This window comes from Streptomyces sp. NRRL WC-3626 (assembly GCF_000718785.1).
Taxonomy (GTDB): Bacteria; Actinomycetota; Actinomycetes; order Streptomycetales; family Streptomycetaceae; genus Streptomyces; species Streptomyces edwardsiae.
Genome location: NZ_JOCA01000003.1, coordinates 285,437 through 304,933, shown reverse-complemented (window position 1 = coordinate 304,933; position 19,497 = coordinate 285,437). Strand labels below are relative to the sequence as shown.

General features: G+C 70.0%; 18 protein-coding genes and 1 riboswitch. Of the genes, 9 read left to right on the top strand and 9 right to left on the bottom strand.

Features of this window, described 5'->3' with window-relative positions:
- Positions 1–6: 6 nt before the first annotated feature.
- The 3 genes from cydB to hisC all read right to left on the bottom strand — a co-directional run bounded on the left by cydB (position 7) and on the right by hisC (position 3,878).
- On the bottom strand, positions 7–1,011 hold the full coding sequence (gene cydB, locus IF28_RS0107050; RefSeq protein ID WP_030215543.1) for a cytochrome d ubiquinol oxidase subunit II: 1,005 nt from the start codon (positions 1,009–1,011) through the stop codon (positions 7–9).
- 20 nt (positions 1,012–1,031) lie between these two features.
- The gene (locus tag IF28_RS0107045; RefSeq protein ID WP_030215541.1) at positions 1,032–2,537 is read right to left on the bottom strand and encodes a cytochrome ubiquinol oxidase subunit I; all 1,506 of its coding nucleotides are present in this window, start codon (positions 2,535–2,537) and stop codon (positions 1,032–1,034) included.
- A 261-nt stretch (positions 2,538–2,798) separates the two neighbouring features.
- Positions 2,799–3,878, bottom strand: coding sequence for a histidinol-phosphate transaminase (gene hisC, locus IF28_RS0107040; protein WP_030215539.1), 1,080 nt, complete (start codon positions 3,876–3,878; stop codon positions 2,799–2,801).
- Positions 3,879–4,339: 461 nt separating this feature from the next.
- On the opposite strand from hisC, the gene IF28_RS0107035 reads away from it, so the two are divergent.
- The 3 genes from IF28_RS0107035 (at position 4,340) to IF28_RS0107025 (ending at position 8,342) form a co-directional block, all read left to right on the top strand.
- Entirely contained in the window at positions 4,340–5,452 is a 1,113-nt protein-coding gene (locus IF28_RS0107035) for a LacI family DNA-binding transcriptional regulator (RefSeq protein ID WP_078620913.1), read from the top strand.
- 745 nt (positions 5,453–6,197) lie between these two features.
- A complete protein-coding gene (locus IF28_RS0107030; RefSeq protein ID WP_106982002.1) occupies positions 6,198–7,289 on the top strand; it encodes a metallophosphoesterase in 1,092 nt (363 codons plus the stop codon).
- Positions 7,290–7,472: 183 nt separating this feature from the next.
- Positions 7,473–8,342, top strand: a complete 870-nt coding sequence (locus IF28_RS0107025) for a hypothetical protein (RefSeq protein ID WP_030215533.1) — start codon at positions 7,473–7,475, stop codon at positions 8,340–8,342.
- A 37-nt stretch (positions 8,343–8,379) separates the two neighbouring features.
- On the opposite strand, the gene IF28_RS0107020 is transcribed toward IF28_RS0107025, so the two are convergent.
- Positions 8,380–9,813, bottom strand: a complete 1,434-nt coding sequence (locus tag IF28_RS0107020; RefSeq protein ID WP_030215530.1) for a VWA domain-containing protein — start codon at positions 9,811–9,813, stop codon at positions 8,380–8,382.
- An 84-nt stretch (positions 9,814–9,897) separates the two neighbouring features.
- Positions 9,898–11,691, bottom strand: a complete 1,794-nt coding sequence (thiC, locus tag IF28_RS0107015) for a phosphomethylpyrimidine synthase ThiC (protein ID WP_030215527.1) — start codon at positions 11,689–11,691, stop codon at positions 9,898–9,900.
- Positions 11,684–11,874: riboswitch (TPP riboswitch) on the bottom strand. Its footprint overlaps the gene before it by 8 nt.
- A 72-nt stretch (positions 11,875–11,946) precedes the next feature.
- Between thiC and IF28_RS0107010 the strand changes: the two genes are divergently transcribed.
- Positions 11,947–13,398, top strand: coding sequence for a YibE/F family protein (locus IF28_RS0107010; RefSeq protein WP_030215524.1), 1,452 nt, complete (start codon positions 11,947–11,949; stop codon positions 13,396–13,398).
- A gap of 61 nt (positions 13,399–13,459) precedes the next feature.
- On the opposite strand, the gene IF28_RS0107005 is transcribed toward IF28_RS0107010, so the two are convergent.
- From IF28_RS0107005 to IF28_RS0106990, 4 genes are all read right to left on the bottom strand, one after another.
- Positions 13,460–13,894 (bottom strand): SsgA family sporulation/cell division regulator, encoded by a 435-nt coding sequence (locus IF28_RS0107005; protein ID WP_030215520.1) that lies wholly within the window; start codon positions 13,892–13,894, stop codon positions 13,460–13,462.
- 98 nt (positions 13,895–13,992) lie between these two features.
- Positions 13,993–14,718, bottom strand: a complete 726-nt coding sequence (locus tag IF28_RS0107000; protein WP_030215516.1) for an IclR family transcriptional regulator — start codon at positions 14,716–14,718, stop codon at positions 13,993–13,995.
- A 300-nt stretch (positions 14,719–15,018) separates the two neighbouring features.
- Positions 15,019–15,231 (bottom strand): DUF5326 family protein, encoded by a 213-nt coding sequence (locus IF28_RS0106995; protein WP_007492480.1) that lies wholly within the window; start codon positions 15,229–15,231, stop codon positions 15,019–15,021.
- Positions 15,232–15,380: 149 nt separating this feature from the next.
- Positions 15,381–15,698, bottom strand: coding sequence for a cupin domain-containing protein (locus tag IF28_RS0106990; RefSeq protein ID WP_030215511.1), 318 nt, complete (start codon positions 15,696–15,698; stop codon positions 15,381–15,383).
- Between the two features lie 60 nt (positions 15,699–15,758).
- Here IF28_RS0106990 and IF28_RS0106985 point away from each other — a divergent pair, with 60 nt between their 5' ends.
- The 5 genes from IF28_RS0106985 (at position 15,759) to IF28_RS0106965 (ending at position 19,497) form a co-directional block, all read left to right on the top strand.
- Entirely contained in the window at positions 15,759–16,136 is a 378-nt protein-coding gene (locus tag IF28_RS0106985; RefSeq protein WP_030215508.1) for a phage holin family protein, read from the top strand.
- A 5-nt stretch (positions 16,137–16,141) separates the two neighbouring features.
- Positions 16,142–16,633 (top strand): low molecular weight protein-tyrosine-phosphatase, encoded by a 492-nt coding sequence (locus IF28_RS0106980; RefSeq protein ID WP_030215505.1) that lies wholly within the window; start codon positions 16,142–16,144, stop codon positions 16,631–16,633.
- Positions 16,630–17,799: a cystathionine gamma-lyase gene (locus tag IF28_RS0106975; RefSeq protein WP_030215502.1), complete on the top strand. Its 1,170-nt coding sequence runs from the start codon at positions 16,630–16,632 to the stop codon at positions 17,797–17,799. Before IF28_RS0106980 ends, IF28_RS0106975 begins: the two co-directional genes overlap by 4 nt.
- A 228-nt stretch (positions 17,800–18,027) precedes the next feature.
- Positions 18,028–18,933 carry a LysR family transcriptional regulator gene (locus IF28_RS0106970; protein ID WP_030215499.1) on the top strand — a complete coding sequence of 302 codons (906 nt, stop codon included), beginning with the start codon at positions 18,028–18,030 and terminating at the stop codon, positions 18,931–18,933.
- A gap of 81 nt (positions 18,934–19,014) precedes the next feature.
- Positions 19,015–19,497 (top strand): NUDIX domain-containing protein, encoded by a 483-nt coding sequence (locus IF28_RS0106965; protein ID WP_030215498.1) that lies wholly within the window; start codon positions 19,015–19,017, stop codon positions 19,495–19,497.

Below are 19,497 nucleotides of genomic sequence, written 5' to 3'. Positions count from 1 at the left end.
ACACCCTCAGTGCACGGGGTCGGCGATGTGCTGGGTGCCGATCCGCTTGCGGAACACCCAGTAGGTCCAGCCCTGGTAGAGCAGCACCACGGGTGTGGCGATCACCGCGAGCCAGGTCATGATCTTCAGGGTGTAGGGGCTGGACGAGGCGTTGGTGACGGTCAGGCTCCAGTCCGCGTCGAGCGTGGACGGCATGACGTTCGGGAACAGCGTCAGGAAGAGCATCGTCACGGCGGCCACGATGGTGACGCCGGACAGGGCGAAGGCCCAGCCCTCACGTCCCGCCTGGTTCGCCAGCAGGGCGACGACCAGCGCGGCGACCGCCACGACGAGGGCGACCAGGCTGGAGCCGTCACCGCTGTCGGCCTGGGTCCACAGCAGGAACGCCAGCGCCAGTGCGGCCGTGACGAGGCCGACACGCAGGGCCAGCCGCCGCGCCCGTTCCCGGATCTCGCCGACCGTCTTCAGCGCCGCGAACACGGTGCCGTGGAAGGTGAACAGCGTCAGGGTGACCAGGCCGCCCAGCAGGGCGTACGGGTTGAGCAGGTCCCAGACACTGCCCACGTACTCGAACTCGGCGTCGATCTTCACGCCGTGCACGATGTTCCCGAAGGCCACGCCCCACAGGAACGCCGGGAGCAGCGAGGTCCAGAAGATCGCCGTCTCCCAGTTGCGCTGCCAGTTCTCCTCCGGCCGCTTCGCCCGGTACTCGAAGGCGACTCCGCGGATGATCAGGCAGATCAGGATGACCAGCAGCGGGAGGTAGAAGCCGGAGAAGAGTGTGGCGTACCACTCGGGGAAGGCGGCGAAGGTCGCACCGCCGGCGGTGAGCAGCCACACCTCGTTGCCGTCCCAGACGGGGCCGATGGTGTTGATCAGTACCCGCTTCTCGGCCCGGTCGCGGGCGAGCAGCTTGGTGAGGACGCCGATCCCGAAGTCGAAGCCCTCCAGGAAGAAGTAGCCGATCCACAGGACGGCGATGAGGACGAACCAGACGTTGTGCAGTTCCATGACGGTGCGGCTCCCTCTGCCTAGTAAGAGAAGGCCATCGGCTTGTCGGCGTCACGGAGGTCGCCGCCGAGCTTCGTGGGCGGATTGAGGTCGGAGTCGCTGAGCTCGGGCGGGCCCGCCTTGACGTACTTGGCGAGCAGCCTGACCTCGATGACGGCCAGGACGGCGTAGAGCAGGGTGAAGACGGACATCGAGATGAGGACCTCGGCCGTGGAGACGCCGGGGGAGACCGCGTCCCGGGTCTGCATCACGCCGTAGACCACCCAGGGCTGGCGGCCCATCTCGGTGAAGATCCATCCCCAGGCGTTGGCGATCAGCGGGAACGCCATGGTCCACAGCGCGAGGAGCCAGTAGAGCCGGGTGAGGCGGGAGCCGAGCGGCTTCTTCAGCAGCACCAGGTGCGGGACCTCGTCCTCCCCGGTGCGGTGGGCGGCCGGCAGCAGGAACCTCTTCCGGGTGAGCCACAGCCCGAGGAGGCCGAGCGAGAAGGAGGCCATGCCGAAGCCGATCATCCAGCGGAAGCCCCAGTAGGCGACCGGGACGATGGGCTTGTAGTCACCGGGGCCGAACTTCTCCTGCAGGGCCTTGTTGGTGTCGTTGATGCCGGGCACGTACGACTCGAAGTCGCTGTGGGCGAGGAAGGACAACAGGCCGGGGATCTCCAGGGCGACCTCGTTGTGCCCCTTGTCGACGTCGCCGTAGGCGAACACGGAGAAGGGTGCCGGTTCCTCGCCGTCCCACAGGGCCTCGGCGGCGGCCATCTTCATCGGCTGCTGCTCGTACATGACCTTGCCGAGGGTGTCGCCGCTGATCGCGGTGAACAGGCCGCCGACCGCCAGGGTGACCAGACCGAGCCGGAGCGAGGTCCGCATCACCGGGATGTGCTTCTTGCGCATGAGGTGGAACGCGGCGATGCCCACCATGAAGGCGCCACCGGTCAGGAAGGCCGCCGAGAAGCTGTGGAAGACCTGGTTGAGGGTGGTGTTCTGGGTGAGCACCAGCCAGAAGTCGGTGAGCTCGGCGCGGCCCTTCTCCTCGTTGATCCGGTAGCCGACCGGGTGCTGCATCCAGGAGTTGGCGGCGAGGATGAAGTACGCGGAGAGCAACGTGCCGATCGAGACCATCCAGATACAGGCCAGATGGATCTTCTTGGGCAGCTTGTCCCAGCCGAAGATCCACAGGCCGATGAAGGTGGACTCGAAGAAGAAGGCGATCAGGGCCTCGAAGGCGAGCGGGGCTCCGAAGACGTCACCGACGAACCGCGAGTAGTCGGACCAGTTCATGCCGAACTGGAACTCCTGCACGATGCCGGTGACCACGCCCATCGCGATGTTGATCAGGAAGAGCTTGCCCCAGAACTTCGTCGCCCTGAGGTACTTCTCCTTCTCCGTGCGCACCCAGGCGGTCTGCAGCCCGGCGGTGAGGGCGGCGAGCGAGATCGTCAGGGGAACGAAGAGGAAGTGGTAGACGGTGGTGATACCGAACTGCCATCGCGCCAGGGTCTCCGGCGCCAGAGCCAGATCCACGTCGTCGCTCCTAACTTCGCCGTGGTCGCGGCGGCCGCTTGATCCCGCTTCGTCCCTCGACATCTCGGAGGAAAACGGGATGCGCTTGTGAACGCGTTCACATTCACAAGCAATTATGACCTACCGCTTTCCTGACCGGGAAGGGGGGTCCCCTGTGACGTCAACCCCTGTGCGCGTGACGTCAACCCCTGTGCGCGGATCTTCCGCGAAAACACCGGCGGCCGACGGGTCAACCGTCGGCCGCCTTAACGTTCGTGCTGGTCAGAGCCCCTTGCGGAACCCTTCCGTCACCTTCAGGAAGATGTCGTTCGCCTCGGTCTCGCCGATCGTGACCCGCACACCCTCCCCGGCGAACGGCCGGACGACCACACCGGCCTGCTCGCACGCCTGCGCGAACGACACCGTGCGCTCCCCCAGCCGCAGCCACACGAAGTTGGCCTGGGTCTCGGGCACCGTCCAGCCCTGGTCCCGCAGCGCGTCCGTCACCCGGTTGCGCTCACACACCAGCGAGCCGACCCGGCCGATCAGCTCGTCCTCGGCGCGCAGCGAGGCGATCGCCGCGTCCTGCGCGATCTGGCTCACGCCGAAGGGCACCGCCGTCTTGCGCAGCGCCGCCGCCACCGGCTCGTGGGCGATGGCGAAGCCGACGCGCAGCCCCGCCAGGCCGTACGCCTTGGAGAAGGTCCGCAGGACGCAGACGTTGGGCCGCTGCCGGTAGAGCTCGACACCATCGGGTACCTCGGTGTCCCGGATGAACTCGCGGTAGGCCTCGTCGAGCACCACCAGGACGTCGCTCGGCACCCGGTCGAGGAAACGCTCCAGCTCGGCCCGGCGCACCACCGTGCCGGTCGGGTTGTTGGGGTTGCAGACGAAGATGAGCCGGGTGCGGTCGGTGATCGCCTCGGCCATCGCGTCGAGGTCGTGCACATCGCCGGGAGTCAGCGGCACCTGGACGGGCGTGGCCCCGCTGATCCGCGTGATGATCGGATAGGCCTCGAAGGACCGCCAGGCGTAGATCACCTCGTCGCCCGGGCCCGCGGTGGCCTGCAGCAGCTGCTGGGCGACGCCGACCGAGCCGGTGCCGGTGGCCAGGTGGGAGGCCGGGACCGCGAAGCGCTCGGACAGCTCGGCCATCAGGGCCGTACAGGCCATGTCCGGGTAGCGGTTGAAGGAGGACGCCGAGGCCGTCACGGCCTCCATCACGCCCGGCAGCGGCGGATACGGGTTCTCGTTGGAGGACAGCTTGTACGCCACCGGTCCGCCGGCCGCCGCCGGCTTGCCCGGCTTGTACGTGGGGATCCCCTCCAGCTCGGCGCGCAGCTTGGGGCTCGTCTCGCTCACCGCAGTCCTCCTCGCGAAGACCGGCGGCACCCGTGTCCGCCGCCGACATCCAATACTGCTCACCTTATGAGGATTCGGCGCCGCTGCGTAGAGAAGGCCGCCGCTGAGCACGAGAGGGGCGGGTGCCGGGGCCCGCCCCGTCCCTTACCGCGGAAACGGGGGCAACTTCGCCCGAAGGTGTACGAAGGGCGTGCGACCCAGGGGCGCGCCGCACATATATCTATGCGCCGGTGGCTTGCGCCGTGGCGCGCGTCCCCCGTGAAGGTGAGTTGAGACCTCTTCGCAACATCGCACCCAGGCCAGGCCCGCATGCGTCGGCACGTCACTTCCTGGTATTGGAACGTTCAACCCCCTTGATTTCCAAGGTAATTGGGGTTTGATGATCTTGCAGAAACGTGCCTGTCAACGCATGCATATGCGTCCGCCCTACCCCACCGCATGAGCCCTACTATCGGCTCGCCATGACAGCAGCAGGGAAGCACCAGGTGAGCCGCGCGGAAACCTCACGCCGAGGCAGCAGGCCGGGACGAGCGGGCATCAGGGACGTGGCCGCCGCCGCCGGAGTCTCCATCACAACCGTCTCCGATGCCCTCAACGGAAAGGGCAGGCTCCCGGACGCCACCCGGCGCCACGTCCGCGAGGTGGCCGACAGACTGGGGTACCGCCCCTCTGCCGCCGCCCGGACGCTGCGCACGGGGAAGTCCGGACTCATCGGCCTGACCGTGACGACGTACGGGGATGAACCTTTCACCTTCACCGAGTTCGCGTACTTCGCCGAGATGGCGCGCGCCGCCACCTCCGCCGCGCTCGCCCGCGGCTACGCGCTCGTGATCCTCCCCGCGACCTCCCGCCACGACGTGTGGTCCAACGTCGCCCTGGACGGCACGGTCGTCATCGACCCCTCCGACCAGGATCCGGTCGTCACCGAACTGGTCCGCCAGGGCTTACCGGTCGTCTCCGACGGCCGCCCGGCCGGCTCGCTGCCGGTCACCGCCTGGGTCGACAACGACCACGAGGCCGCCGTCATGGGCATCCTCGACCATCTCGCCGACGCCGGCGCCCGCCGCATCGGCCTGCTCACCGGCACCACGACCGACACCTACACCCACCTGTCGACCACCGCGTATCTGCGCTGGTGCGAGCGCGTGGGCCAGGACCCGGTCTACGAGGCCTACCCGGCACACGATCCGTGCGCGGGCGCCGTCGCCGCCGACCGGCTGCTCGCCCGGCCCGACCGCCCCGACGCCGTCTACGGCCTGTTCGATCCGAACGGCACCGATCTGCTCGCCGCCGCCCGCCGCTACGGTCTGCGTGTCCCGGACGACCTGCTGCTCGTCTGCTGCAGCGAGTCCACGGTCTACGCCAACACGGAACCGCCGGTCACCACGCTCTCCCTGAAGCCGCGCCGCATCGGTACGGCGGTGATCCAGCTGCTCATCGACGCCATCGAGGGACTCGACTCGGACCAGCCGGTGGAGCAGGTCATACCGACGGAGCTGATCGTGCGCACCTCGTCACAACGACGTCCGCCCCGTACGACGGTCAGCCCACCGAGGTCACCGAAGGGGTCGTGAGGCGGGGGGCACCGGGGGCTTCTGGACAGGGTGGTGAGGCCGGGGCTCCGGGGCTTCCGGTCGCGAAGGGCTCGGCGGTCCGGGCGTCCAGGGCTTCCGGACGGCAGGGGTTCGGCGGTCGGGAGGCGGCGTGTAGGCGGTCGGGGCGCCGAAGCGCCCGCCGTCGGAGCGTGAGGTGCCTCAGGTCGGGACCCAGAGGCGCCGGGACGCGGAGCCCCGGCGGCTCGTGACGCGGAGGGCGGCCGTCGGGACCCGGAACCGGACGTCAGGGCGCGGGGGATGCCGACTGTCGGGACGCCGAGGTACCGGACGCCGGAACGCGGGGGCGGCGGGACGGATCGCGGGCCCCCGTGGACCGGATCGCGGCCCTGAGAGTGGAGCCTCCGCTTCCGGAGGGGGGAAGCGGCGGTTCCGCGGCCGGTTCGTGGAGGCTGGCGTCCCGGGGCCGGGACACCAGCCTCCACGGACCGGAAACGGAGAAGCCCCCCCCGGCCGCCCCTCCGCTCGGAACAGGCCGTCCCCCCGGAGCACCGCAGGCCGGTCACCGGCGGACGGCGCGCGGCGGCGACGGCCGCGGAGGCGGACGAAGACCGACTCAAACGGGATGAATGCCGCAAGGAACCGGGGTCTTGCTCCGATTCACCACCCCTGGGTCATCACACGGCGCGATCCGCATTCCTATGATGGGCCCACACACCGCGGGCCGCTGCGACCAGGCAGTCCGACGCGGTGCGGAGGCGGCGCGATGGTGGAGGGGTCGATGACTCAGGGGGCCGGTCAGGGACCCGAGGTGGAGCGCACTGCGACGGTGCGCGACTTCCGGGTGCCCGCGTACGTCCACGAGACCGGTCCGTACGCCCAGAGCACGCACCCCGGTGACGTCGCCCCGCCCGCCGAGGAGGCCTACCCCGACGGATACACACCCACCCAGCGGGATCTCCCCGTCATCAATCGGGGTGACACTGTTCAGGTGACCGTCGACCCCGCGTCCGTCCCCGCTCCGCAGCCCACCACCGGCCAGGGCCCGCTGTACGTGGTCGGTGACGTCCACGGCTACCTCGACGAACTGGTGGCCGCCCTCCAGGAGCAGGGCCTGCTCGACGCGGCGGGCCAGTGGTGCGCCGGCACGGCACGGCTGTGGTTCCTCGGCGACTTCACCGACCGCGGCCCGGACGGCATCGGCGTCATCGATCTCGTGATGCGGCTGTCCGCCGAGGCCGCCGCGGCCGGCGGCTACTGCAAGGCCCTCATGGGCAACCACGAGCTGCTGCTGCTCGGCGCCAAGCGGTTCGGCGACACCCCCGTCAACTCCGGCGCGGGCACCGCCACCTTCCAGGCGGCCTGGCTGCTCAACGGCGGCCAGAAGACCGACATGGACCGCCTCCAGGACCACCACCTGCAGTGGATGGCCCGCCTCGACGCCGTCGAGGAGGTCGACGGCCACCTCCTGCTGCACTCGGACACCACCGCCTACCTCGACTACGGCCGCTCGATCGAAGAGGTCAACGACACCGTCCGCGAGACGATCACCCGCAACGACGCCGACGAGGTCTGGGACCTGTTCCGCAAGTTCACCAAGCGGTTCTCCTTCCGCGACGAGGGCGGCGCCGACGCGGTGCGCTCCCTGCTGGATACGTACGGCGGCACCCGGGTCGTTCACGGCCACAGCCCGATTCCGTATCTGCTGGGCGAAGTCGGTTCCGAGGAGGGCGAGGACGACGGGGGCCCCGTGGTCACCGGACCTCATGTCTACGCCGACGGACTGGCCATCGCGATGGACGGCGGGGTCACCATGGCCGGAAAACTCCTGGTCCAGCAACTGCCGCTGGACGCCTGAGCGTTCCCCGGGCTGTGATCCGGCGGCCCGGAAACTCATTTCGCGGCAGGCAATTTCGGTAAATCCTCTGTCACCGCGTGCCGTCACCGCTCTACCATCGGCTTATCCGTAGCAGGCTCCCCTCCGTTTCTGCCCGACGGCTCGTCAGCATGCCGAGCCCCAAGCCCTACGGAGCATCGGGGGATGCACATGAACAGCGTTCCGCAGCACCTGCTGAGCGAGGACCGCCAGGAATACGAGCGGATTCTCGATGAGGCGCTGCGCTCCGCACCACACCACCCGGAACTGGCCGCGGTAGGACAGCGGCTCAACTCGGAACAACTGCGCACGATGGCGCTGGGCGCCACCGCGATCATCACGACGGCCGCGGCGACCGAGTACCAGCACTATGTGAAGGTCCGCGAGGAACTGCGCCGTCCACCGGCGCCGTCCGCTCCGTCCGTCCGTGAGTCCGGCGTCACCGAGCCGGGGACGAACGCGGTGGGGCTCGCCGCCACCATGGGCGAGGTCGCCGAGACCGCCGGGGCCGGCGCCGTGGCCGTCGTCGCCGTCCTGGCTCCCGTCCTGGCCGGGACGGCGGCCGCGATCTTCCTGCTCGTCGGCTACATCCTGCGGATGCTCGACCCGGAGGCCGCTTTCGCCCGGACCATGCTCACCACGGGGTGGGTGTTCGGCGCGGTGACGGCGGTCGCCATCCTCGTCGCCGGCGCGGGTCTGCTGCTCACGGCGCTGCGCAACAAGCCGTCGGCGCTCGGCGGGCCGTACCGGGAACTCGACGGCGAGCTCACCCGGGCCAGGGAGGCCTGGCACGAGGCCCTGCTGGAGCGGGGGATCCTGCCGTTCCTGCGGGACGCCCTCTCCGATCCGGCGACGGCCGCCGCGCTGCAGCACACGGCACCGCCCGCGCGGTCCGGCCGTATGCCGCATCTCGGGTACGACCGGCCGGGTTTCTCCAGCCCGGAGGAGGGGTCGGCCCGTGGCACCCGGCCGAGCTACTCCAGCCCGGACTACTCGAGCCCGGACTTCGGCGGGCCGGAGCACCAGCCGGAGTAGCGAGTGGACAGGCCGAGGGGCGGACCGGGATCCGGTTTCAGAGAATCCCCGCCCGCCCCGCGGCCGTGATCCACTGCGGGAACTCGGACAGCAGACGGTCGTACAGCTCCGCGTCCGGCACGGTGCTGATGTCGTCGACGGCGAAGAACCCGACGTTGTCGACGCGGCGGCCCGTGAGTGTGTCGAATCGCTCCAGCACGCCGTAGTTGGACTTGCCGAGCCCCACGAACTGCCAGAAGACGGGTTCCTCCACCGCTTCGCGGAGCTCGCGCTCGATGTCCTTGTCCCGGTAGACGCCACCGTCGGAGAAGAACAGGACGAGGGTCGGGGCGGACGCGGGATGGTCCCGGACGAAGGCGCGCACCTCCGCGATGACCTTCTGCTCCTCGTTCTGGATGCCCACGTCCCGCATGTCGACCTGGCTGGGATCGAGCCCCTTCTTGCGTCCGCGCCGGAAGAGGCCCACCTCCCCCACGCGCACATGCAGCCGCAGCCACTCGGGCAGCTCCCCGAGCCGCAGGTCGGGCAGCCGGGCCGGGTTCGAGGCGAAGGTCCAGGCCTGCATCTCCCCGTCGTCGTCCAGCTGCGCCGCGACCGCCGCCATCCGCTCGACGACGTCGGCCACGACTCCCCTGGAGTACAGGAAGGACATGGATCCGGAGGCGTCGAGTACGAGGATGACGCGCGCGGTGACCTCGGCGGCCCCGTGCTTGCGCAGACTGACCGCCACCTGCTCCTTGCGCAGCGACAACCGCTTGCGCATGTCGACGGGCAGCCGCTCCTCACCCTTGGTGAGCCGCGGGGTCCCCGGCTGGGGCCCGGCGGCCGGCACGGGGGCGGCCGACGCCGTGGGAGGGGCGGGCGGCGGCGGAGGGACCGGTGAGACCGGGGGTGCGGTGGTCGCGGGCGTGGCCGACGGTGCGGCCGCGGGCGAGGCCGTGTCGTCCACGGAGATACCGAAGTCCGTGGCCAGCCCCGCGAGCCCGGACGCGTAGCCCTGCCCCACCGCCCGGAACTTCCACGCCCCCTGCCGCCGGTACAGCTCGCCGCCGATGAAGGCGGTCTCCGTCCCGGCCGCCATGTCGAACCGGGCCAGCTCGTTCCCCGACCCGGCGTCGAGCACCCTGAGCAGCAGCCCCGGCACCTGCCCGAACGTCCCGCCGTCCGCCGACGCGCACAGCACGATCCGCTCGACCGCCGCCTCCACCGCGCCCAGGTCCACCCGCACGGTGTCGGTCGTCTCCCCGGCGCCGCTCCGCTTCCCGATATGTGTCACGGCGTCGGACGCGTGACGTGGCTGGTTGTAGAAGACGAAGTCCCCGTCGTCCCGCACCCGCCCGGCCGCCGTGAGGAGCAGCGCCGAGGCATCGACGTCGGGCACACCGGGCCCGGCCGCCCAGGCGAGCTCGACACTCACCACCCGTGCCTCGACGGGACGATTGGACCCCTTGCTCATCGGACTCGCTGTCATGGGGCCAGTCTGCCCACCCGCTCCGCCGAAGGGGAGGGGCGGCAGGCCGGCCCCTCCCGTCCGCGGGCGCGCCCGAGGGCAGGGTCAGTCGGCGATCGGCAGATACACGCGGTTGCCCGCGGCCGCGAACTCCTTCGACTTCTGCGCCATCCCCTCCTCGATCTCCGCCCGGCTTCCGCCGTGCTCACGGCGGATGTCCTGGGATATCTTCATCGAACAGAATTTCGGGCCGCACATCGAGCAGAAGTGGGCCGTCTTGGCGGGTTCCGCCGGCAGGGTCTCGTCGTGGAACTCGCGTGCCGTGTCCGGGTCGAGGGCCAGGTTGAACTGATCCTCCCACCGGAACTCGAAGCGGGCGTCGGACAGCGCGTCGTCCCACTCCTGGGCACCCGGGTGGCCCTTGGCGAGGTCGGCGGCGTGGGCGGCGATCTTGTAGGTGATCACGCCGGTCTTGACGTCGTCACGGTTGGGCAGGCCCAGGTGCTCCTTGGGCGTGACGTAGCAGAGCATGGCCGTGCCCCACCAGGCGATCATCGCGGCGCCGATGCCGGACGTGATGTGGTCGTACGCGGGCGCGACGTCCGTCGTCAGCGGGCCGAGCGTATAGAACGGGGCTTCATCGCAGATCTCCTGCTGAAGGTCGATGTTCTCCTTGATCTTGTGCATCGGGACATGTCCCGGGCCCTCGATCATGGTCTGAACATGGAAACGCTTCGCGATCGTGTTGAGTTCCCCGAGCGTGCGCAACTCCGCGAACTGCGCCTCGTCGTTGGCGTCCGCGATGGAACCCGGCCGCAGCCCGTCGCCGAGCGAGTAGGTGACGTCGTACGCGGCGAGGATCTCGCAGAGCTCCTCGAAGTTCTCGTACAGGAACGACTCCCTGTGGTGCGCCAGGCACCACGCGGCCATGATCGAGCCGCCCCGGGAGACGATGCCGGTCTTGCGGTTCGCGGTGAGCGGTACGTACGCGAGGCGCACGCCCGCGTGGACCGTCATGTAGTCCACGCCCTGCTCGGCCTGCTCGACGACCGTGTCCTTGTAGATCTCCCAGGTCAGCTCCTCGGCCCGGCCGTCGACCTTCTCCAGTGCCTGGTAGAGCGGCACGGTGCCGATCGGGACGGGGGAGTTGCGCAGCACCCACTCGCGGGTGGTGTGGATGTTCCGGCCGGTGGAGAGGTCCATGACCGTGTCGGCACCCCAGCGGGTCGCCCAGGTCATCTTCTCCACCTCCTCCTCGATGGAGGACGTCACCGCCGAGTTGCCGATGTTGGCGTTGACCTTCACCAGGAACCGCTTGCCGATGATCATCGGCTCGGTTTCCGGGTGGTTGACGTTGGCCGGCAGCACCGCCCGGCCCGCCGCGATCTCCTCGCGGACCACCTCGGGCGCGACGTTCTCCCGGATGGCCACGTACTCCATCTCGGGCGTGATCTCGCCCCGGCGCGCGTACGCCAGTTGCGTGACCGCCCGGCCTTCCCGGCCCCGGCGCGGAAGGCGCGGCCGGCCCGGGAAGACGGCGTCCAGATTGCGCAGTCCCCCGCGCGGGGCGGTGTGCTTGATCCCGTCGTCCTCGGGACGGACGGGGCGGCCCGCATACTCCTCGGTGTCACCGCGGGCGGTGATCCAGTTCTCCCGCAGCGGAGCCAGGCCCCGGCGGACATCGGTGTCGACGAGTGGATCGGTGTACGGGCCCGAGGTGTCGTACAGCGTGACCGACTGCCCGTTGGTGAGGTACACCTGACGGACCGGCACCCGCAGGTCGGGGCGGGTGCCCTCGACATACGCCTTGTGCCAGCCGATGGACTTCCCGGCCTCCGCGGTCTCCTCCCGGTCGGAGTTCTGCGCGGAGGCAGGCGTGCGTGCGTCTTTGTTGGTCATGAGACCTACTCCCTACGCCGGCATTACCCGGTAACAGGTTCGGCGGTCGACGCAGCGGTTTCCGTCTGCCGACGTTCCGTGTGAAACATCACTCAGCCTGGGGTGACGTTTCATGTGAAACATCGCTGGGACGGAGGTCAGCGCCCTCTCAGCCCGGTGCTCCGAGCTCCCGCGTGTACAAAAGCGCCTCCACGCTAGCGTCCTTTCTGGCGCGGTGAACAGAGGGCCTCATCCCGTTCTTGCGATGATCGGGCGGTGACGCCCACTCAACCTCCTCCGTTTCCGCCCCCCGAACCATCGCGCCCGCCCGGTGCCGCGGACGACGGTGGTCACGGCCACGTGCACGGCCATGCACACGGGAACGGGCACGGACACAGCCACGCACACGGCCCGGCCGCGCCCGTCTCCCGGCATCTGCGCAAGGTCATCGCGGCGATCCTGATCCCGTTCGCCGCGGCGGTACTGATCGGACTCGCCGTGCTGTGGCCGGGCGGGGCCCCGGCGCACGAGCGCACCGGCGTCGGCTTCGACCGGCAGACGCAGCACGCCACGGTCACCAAGGTGGTCGAGCTGAGCTGCCAGTCCGTGAACGGCTCCGCCGGCGTCCCGACCGGCGACACCTCCACCGCCGAGGGCTCCTCCGCCCAGCAGCAGGCGGACGGCACCTGCAAGAAGGCGACGATCCGGGTCGACACCGGCGACGACAAGGGCCGTACGTTCGACGAGATCGTGCAGCCGGACCAGTCCCGGCAGCTGAGCGAGGGCCAGAAGGTCGTGGTGGCCTACGAGCCCTCCGCGCCCCGGGACCTCCAGTACTCGGTCACCGACGTGGACCGGCGCTTCCCGATGGCACTGCTCGCGGGCATCTTCGCGCTCGCCGTCGTGGCCGTGGGACGGCTGCGCGGGGTGATGGCGCTGGTGGCGCTGGCGATCAGCTTCCTCGTGCTCAACTTCTTCATCCTGCCCGCGATCCTGCAGGGGTCGAACCCGCTGATCGTCGCGGTGGTGGGGGCGAGCGCGATGATGCTGATCGCGCTGTACCTCTGTCACGGGCTGTCGGCGAGAACCTCGGTGGCGGTGCTCGGCACGCTGATCTCACTGCTGTTGATCGGCATTCTGGGCTCGGTGTTCATCGGCTGGGCCGCGCTGACCGGCAACACCGACGACAACACCGGCCTGATCCACGGGCTGTATCCAGGGATCGACATGAGCGGCCTGCTGCTGGCCGGCGTCATCATCGGCTCGCTCGGTGTCCTCGACGATGTGACGGTCACGCAGACGTCCGCGGTCTGGGAGCTGCACGAGGCCAACCCGTCGACGGGCTGGCGGGGGCTGTACCGCGCGGGCATCCGGATCGGCCGCGACCACATCGCGTCGGTGGTCAACACGCTGGTCCTCGCCTATGCCGGTGCCGCGCTGCCGCTCCTGCTGCTGTTCTCCATCGCGCAGAGCAGCGTGGGGACGGTCGCCAACAGCGAGCTGGTCGCGGAGGAGATCGTGCGTACCCTCATCGGCTCCATCGGCCTGGTGGCCTCGGTGCCGGTGACCACGGCGCTGGCCGCGCTGGTGGTCTCGGCCGACCGCCCGACGGCAGAGGCACGGACTCGGGGCCACGGCCAGGCGCAGGAGCAGGCACAGGTGCCCGGGCAGGTACCGGAGGCCCGCCCGGCGGGGCGCGGCGGGCGGGGCAGACGCCGTAAGCGCTGACGGCCCGTAGGGCGGGGGCGGAACGCGCTGAAGCGTTCCGCCACCCGGTCGGCGTAACGCTTCAGCCGGCGCTCTGCTCCGCGAGGATCCGGTCCAGCGCATCGTCGAGATGGGCGTCGAAGTCGGCGAGCGCCCCCTCCTGGCCCAGCGGCACCAGCTTGTCGGTGCGGTCGAGGAAGGCCACGAGCGGGGCCGTCGACGAACGGAAGAGGGCCTGATCGGCGCCCACCTGAAGCCGGATCAGCACCTCGCCCAGCGCGTCGGGGTCGACGGGCGAGACGCGCACATCGCCCTCCCCGCACGGCCTGCCGACGCCGTCGATCAGCAGCTCCCTGCCGAACGCCCAGGTCACGGGGGCGTCTCCGGGCAAATGGAAGGTCAGCCGTACGGCGTAGGGATCACAGGTGTCGTAGCGGAGCTCCACCGGGATGCGGAAGGACAGCTCCTCCGACACGAGAAAGCTCATCATGACCTCTGCCTGTACGGATTCGCGCATCGCCTACCCCGTCATTCGCCGCGGACTGGCCGGGCATGGATCCTGACACCAAAGGGAATCTTGCTGAAAGTACACGGCAGATCACAAGGAGTGATTTTTCAGATACTGATAGACAGCGTGAGCGACCCGATGAGGTGCCCCATCTCGGCCTGCAGTCGCTGCGCCGCGGGAGCGAGCCGGTCAGCCTGGTGGGCGGGCAGCGAGATGGCCACCGCCGCGGCCATGGAGCCGATGGAGACGGGGATCGCCGCGCAGACCGTGCCCAGCGCGTACTCCTGACGCTCCACCACCGGCTGCGAGCGCCGCGCGCGTTCCAGGCGTCTGAGCAGACTGTGGTCGTCCCGCACGGTGTACGGGGTGACGGGCCGCACGGGATGACGGCCGAGGTGGTCGCGGCGGGCGTCGTCGTCGAGCTGCGCGAGCAGGCACTGACCGATGGCGTGGGCGTGCCCGGTCTCCCGGAAGTCGGCCCACTCCTCCACCGCGGGATTGCCGGGGGTGTCGGAGACGCCGACGACACTGATCTCGCCGTCGCGGTACACGGCGTAGTACACGGGGGCGCCGGTCGCGTCCCGCCAGTGGGCCAGGGTGTCGGCCATGGTGCTGCGACGTTTCTGCTCGGCTCCGCCGCTGCTCAGTCGCGCTGCCGCCTCCCCCAGGAAGAACAGCCCCTTGTCGCGGCGCAGATAACCCTCGTGCACCAGGGTGCGCAGCAGGTGGTACGTGGTGGGGAGCGCCAGCCCGGTCTCGCGGGCCAGTTGTTTCGCGGGAGCCCCGTAGTCGTGCCCGGCGACGGTCTCCAGCAGGCGCATGGCCCGCTGCACGGAACCGATGAGCGTCGCGGTGGAGGCCGGTGCGGCGGGCGCCGGCGAGCGGGGCTGCGGAGGGACCGCGGTCAGCTGTGCGGAGCCGGTGCCAGTCGTGGCCAAAGGTCACTCCCGTAGCGCGAGGGGGCAGCCCGTGCGGAGGACACGGGTGGGGGGTCGCCGCTCGCGGGGAATCGTCCCCGCGTCGAATTCCGGACTCTAACGGGCTGTCACCGCACGTGGACGGCCCACCGGAGAAACTTCCCCCGCCCGAGGGAACCGATGACCCCCGTCACCGCCCCACCGGCCCCCGGCGGCTCACCAGTCGCCGCGTGACGAGGAGCTCGACGTGAACTTGCGTACGACGTAGATCAGTCCGCCGACCAGCGCCACGAAGACCAGCACCTTGAAGAGCAGCCCGATCACGAAGCCGACCACGCTCGCTATCAGCCCGCCGAACACGACCAGGGCGATGACCGGCACCGCGATCCACTTCACCCACCACGGAAGTCCCGCGAAGATCTCTCGCATCGCCCTTGTCCTTACCTCTCCGCCCGCCGAGTGCCGGGTCGCGTCAATGATGTCCTGCACTCGATGCTAGGGCGGCAGGTGCCCCGGTGGAGGCCCTGGACCCCTTGTCCTCCCCTGACCGTTCCCCTAGGGAACCCCGAGGATTCTCCTCAGCTCTCGGGGGGAGAGAACACCACCAGGACCCGCAGGTCCTCGCTGATGTGATGGAACTTGTGCGCCACTCCGGCCGGTACGTACACGACGCTGCCGCGGGCCACCTGGGTCGTCTCCATGCCGACCGTGATCGACGCGCGGCCGCTGACGACGAAGTACACCTCGTCCTGGCTGTGCGGCTGCTGCGGGTCCTGGACACCGGCGTCCAGGGCGTAGAGGCCGACCGACATGTTCCGCTCGCGCAGGAACTGCAGGTATGCCCCGTCGTTGGCGGCCCGTTCCGCCTCCAGTTCGTCCAGCCGGAATGCCTTCATCGCCTAGTCCCGCCCCTACCTCACTGCCCGAGCCCGATCGTGTCTGCCACGATCAGACACATGATGAATTTCCTAGTCAAGACGATCGCCAACGCGGGTGCCCTGGCGGTCGCCGTGTGGTTGCTCGACAAGATCACCCTGACCGGTGACAGCACCGGCAAGGAGATCGGCACGCTGCTCCTGGTCGCGCTGCTCTTCGGATTGGTGAACTTCCTGGTCAAGCCCTTGGTGAAGCTTCTCAGCCTTCCCCTGCTCATCCTGACGCTCGGACTGTTCACCCTGGTGGTGAACGCGCTGATGCTGCTGCTCACCTCCTGGCTCGCCGACCAGCTCGATCTGAGCTTCCACGTGGAGGGCTTCTGGACGGCCGTCCTCGGCGGTCTGATCATCTCCGTGGTTTCCTGGGCGCTCAACGTCGTCCTGCCCGACGGGGACTGAGACCGATGACCTACCGCGTCTGCTTCGTCTGCACCGGCAACATCTGCCGCTCCCCGATGGCCGAGTCCGTCTTCCGCGCGCGGGTGGCCGAGGCCGGCCTCGACGGCCTGGTCGAGGTGGACAGCGCCGGTACGGACGGTTGGCACGAGGGTGACGGCGCCGATCCCCGCACGGTGACCGTGCTGCGGGAGAACGGCTACGAGGCCGGGCACGCCGCCCGGCGGTTCGACCCGGCCTGGTTCGCCCGCCTCGATCTCGTCATCGCCCTGGATTCGGGCCATCGCCGGGCACTGCGCCGTCTCGCGCCCACGGAACGGGACGCGGACAAGGTGCGTCTGCTGCGGTCCTACGATCCGGCCGCCGGCGACGATCTCGATGTGCCGGACCCCTACTACGGGGGCGCGGAGGGTTTCGACGAATGTCTTGAGATGGTGGAGGCGGCGAGCACCGGTCTGCTCGCCGCCGTGCGCGAGCAGGTGGAAGGACAGGCGGCATGAACGATTCGACGACGGGCGCGGACCAGGGGCAGGCACTGCCGGGCGGGGCGGGTGAGGGCACGCGCGCGGTGCGGGCCGGGCTGCCTGAGCCGGTCAAGCACGAGCCGACCCTGCCCGGACCGGTCTTCGCCGCCCACTTCCACCTGCCGGGCGATCCCACCGGCCCGTACACCTACGGACGCGACGAGAACCCGACCTGGACGCTGCTGGAACAAGCCATCGGGGAGCTGGAGGCGCCCGGCCAGGACGATGTCGAGACCCTGGCGTTCGCCTCGGGCATGGCCGCCATCTCCTCGGTGCTGTTCTCGCAGCTGCGTGCCGGGGACGCCGTCGTCCTCCCGGACGACGGCTACCAGGCCCTGTCCCTGGTGCGGGCCCAGCTGGAGACCTACGGCATCGAGGTGCGGACCGCGCCCACGGGCGGCGACGCCCAGCTCGGCGTCCTGGACGGCGCGAAGCTGCTGTGGATCGAGACGCCCTCGAACCCGGGCCTTGACGTGTGCGACGTACGGCGGCTCGCCGAGGCGGCGCACGCGCGCGGCGCCCTGGTCGCCGTGGACAACACCCTCGCCACGCCGCTGGGCCAGCGTCCGCTGGAGCTCGGCGCCGACTTCGCGGTGGCCAGCGGCACCAAGCAGCTCACCGGGCACGGCGATGTACTCCTGGGATACGTCACCGGGCGCAGCGGCGAGGCCATTGCCGCCGTACGCCGCTGGCGCAAGATCGTCGGGGCCGTCCCCGGCCCCATGGAGGCCTGGCTCGCGCACCGCTCGATCGCCACGCTTCAGCTGCGCGTCGACCGGCAGAACGCCACCGCGCTGGCGCTCGCGCGGGCGCTGCGGGATCGGTCCGACGTCACCGGGCTGCGCTATCCGGGGCTGTCCGACGACCCTTCGCACAGGATCGCCTCGCGGCAGATGCGGCGTTACGGATGCGTGGTCTCCTTCACGCTGCCCACGCGCGCGCGTGCGGACGGCTTCCTCGACGCGCTGCGGCTGGTGGACGACGCGACAAGCTTCGGCGGCGTACGCTCCACGGCGGAGCGACGCGGGCGCTGGGGCGGGGACGCGGTGCCGGAGGGCTTCATCCGCTTCTCCGTGGGCGCCGAGGACCCCGAGGACCTGATCGCGGACGTGCTGCGTGCCCTGGACGAGTCGGCCGGCTGACCGGTCGCTCCGGACCGGGCCCCCGGCCGCCCGGCGCACTGCGGCGGACGGTCCGAGCCTCCCCCCTCGTGGCTCGGACCGTCCTCGGTTCTGCGCGCGAAGAACCGCGCGACCAAGGCTAGTTGACTCAGTGTCAGTGTCCAATCACCGTAGCGACAGCGACCTATCGACTTATTTATAGTTGGGCGCGTCCGGGCCGATGCGGGGGCTGACGAGAGAGGGTGTGCCGTGGATCTGGCCTTGCTGCGGACCTTTGTGACCGTGCACCGGGCCGGCTCCTTCACCCGTGCCGCCGCCCTGCTCGGCCTCTCCCAGCCCGCCGTCACCTCACAGATACGGACACTGGAACGGCAGCTGGGGCGCCCCCTCTTCCTGCGGCAGGCGCGTGGGGTGACACCGACGACCATCGGGGACGAGCTCGCCCACAAGGCGGCGCCGCACCTCGACGCCCTGGTGGAGATCACCGAGTCCGGGCTGGAGGAGGACTCCTCCCTGCGGACGCTGCATCTGGCCGGGCCCCCGGAGTTCACCGCCGAGCGGGCACTGCCGGCCCTCACCGAGCTGACCGGCGAGGACGGCCAGGGCTTCGCCCTGCGCGCTTCCTTCGGCACCGCCGAGGAGACGCTGGAAGGGCTGGCCGCGGGACATCATGATCTGGCCATCAGCACGGTCCGTCCGCGCGGCGCGCTGCTCTCGGCGACTGCGCTCTGCGACGAAGAGCACGTCCTGGTCGCCGCTCCTTCATGGGCCGAGCGGATCGGCCCCGGCCCGCTCCGTCACGCGGGCCCCTCGGCCCTGGAGCACGTCCCGGTGGTCGAGGTGCACGAGTCGCTTCCCTTCGTCGCCCGTTACTGGGCCTCCGTGTTCGACTCCCGGCCCATCGCCCCGGGCACCGTGGTCGTCCCGGATCTACGCGCGGTGCTCGCCTGTGCCGCAGCGGGCGCGGGACTGGCGGTACTGCCCCGCTATCTGTGCGCGGCCTCCCTGGCGCGGGGCGACGTGGTGGCCCTGCACGCACCGACGGTTCCCCCGCTTCGCACCTACTTCCTGGCGGTCCGTACCGGCACGCTGGCGATGCCGCACATCGCGCGGGCCCATGAGTGGCTGGAACGGGCAGCCGCCGACTGGTGCTGACCGCGCCGGTCTGCCTCCACAAAGCCGGCCGGTACGTCCTCGTGATGTTTCACGTCGAACCAGCCGGGCCACATTTCCTCCATGACCGTCCGACCCGTGGTCAAGCGCACCGCCCGAGCCGTTCTGCTGGACGGCGAGAACCTGATCCTGATCAAGCGCACCAAACCCGGCGTGGATCCCTACTGGGTCACCCCCGGCGGCGGGGTCGAGCCGGAGGACTCGACCGTCGTCGACGCCCTGCACCGCGAGGTGTACGAGGAGCTGGGTGCCAAGATCGGCGACGTCGTGCCGTGTTTCGTCGACACCGTGGAGCACATCGGTGAGGACGGCGGCGCGACCGGCGTGAAGGTGCAGCACTTCTTCGTATGCAGGCTGGAATCCATGGACCTGTCCCTGCGGCACGGCCCGGAGGTCGACGAACCCGCCGGTGAGTACGAGATCGTCCGTGTGCCGTTCACCCGCGTCGGGATCGCCTCCGTCCATCTCGTACCGCTGTCGCTGCGGCACTACCTCGACGGCAACATCGAGGGCGTACGCGCCATGCACGCCCCCGACCTGGGATGA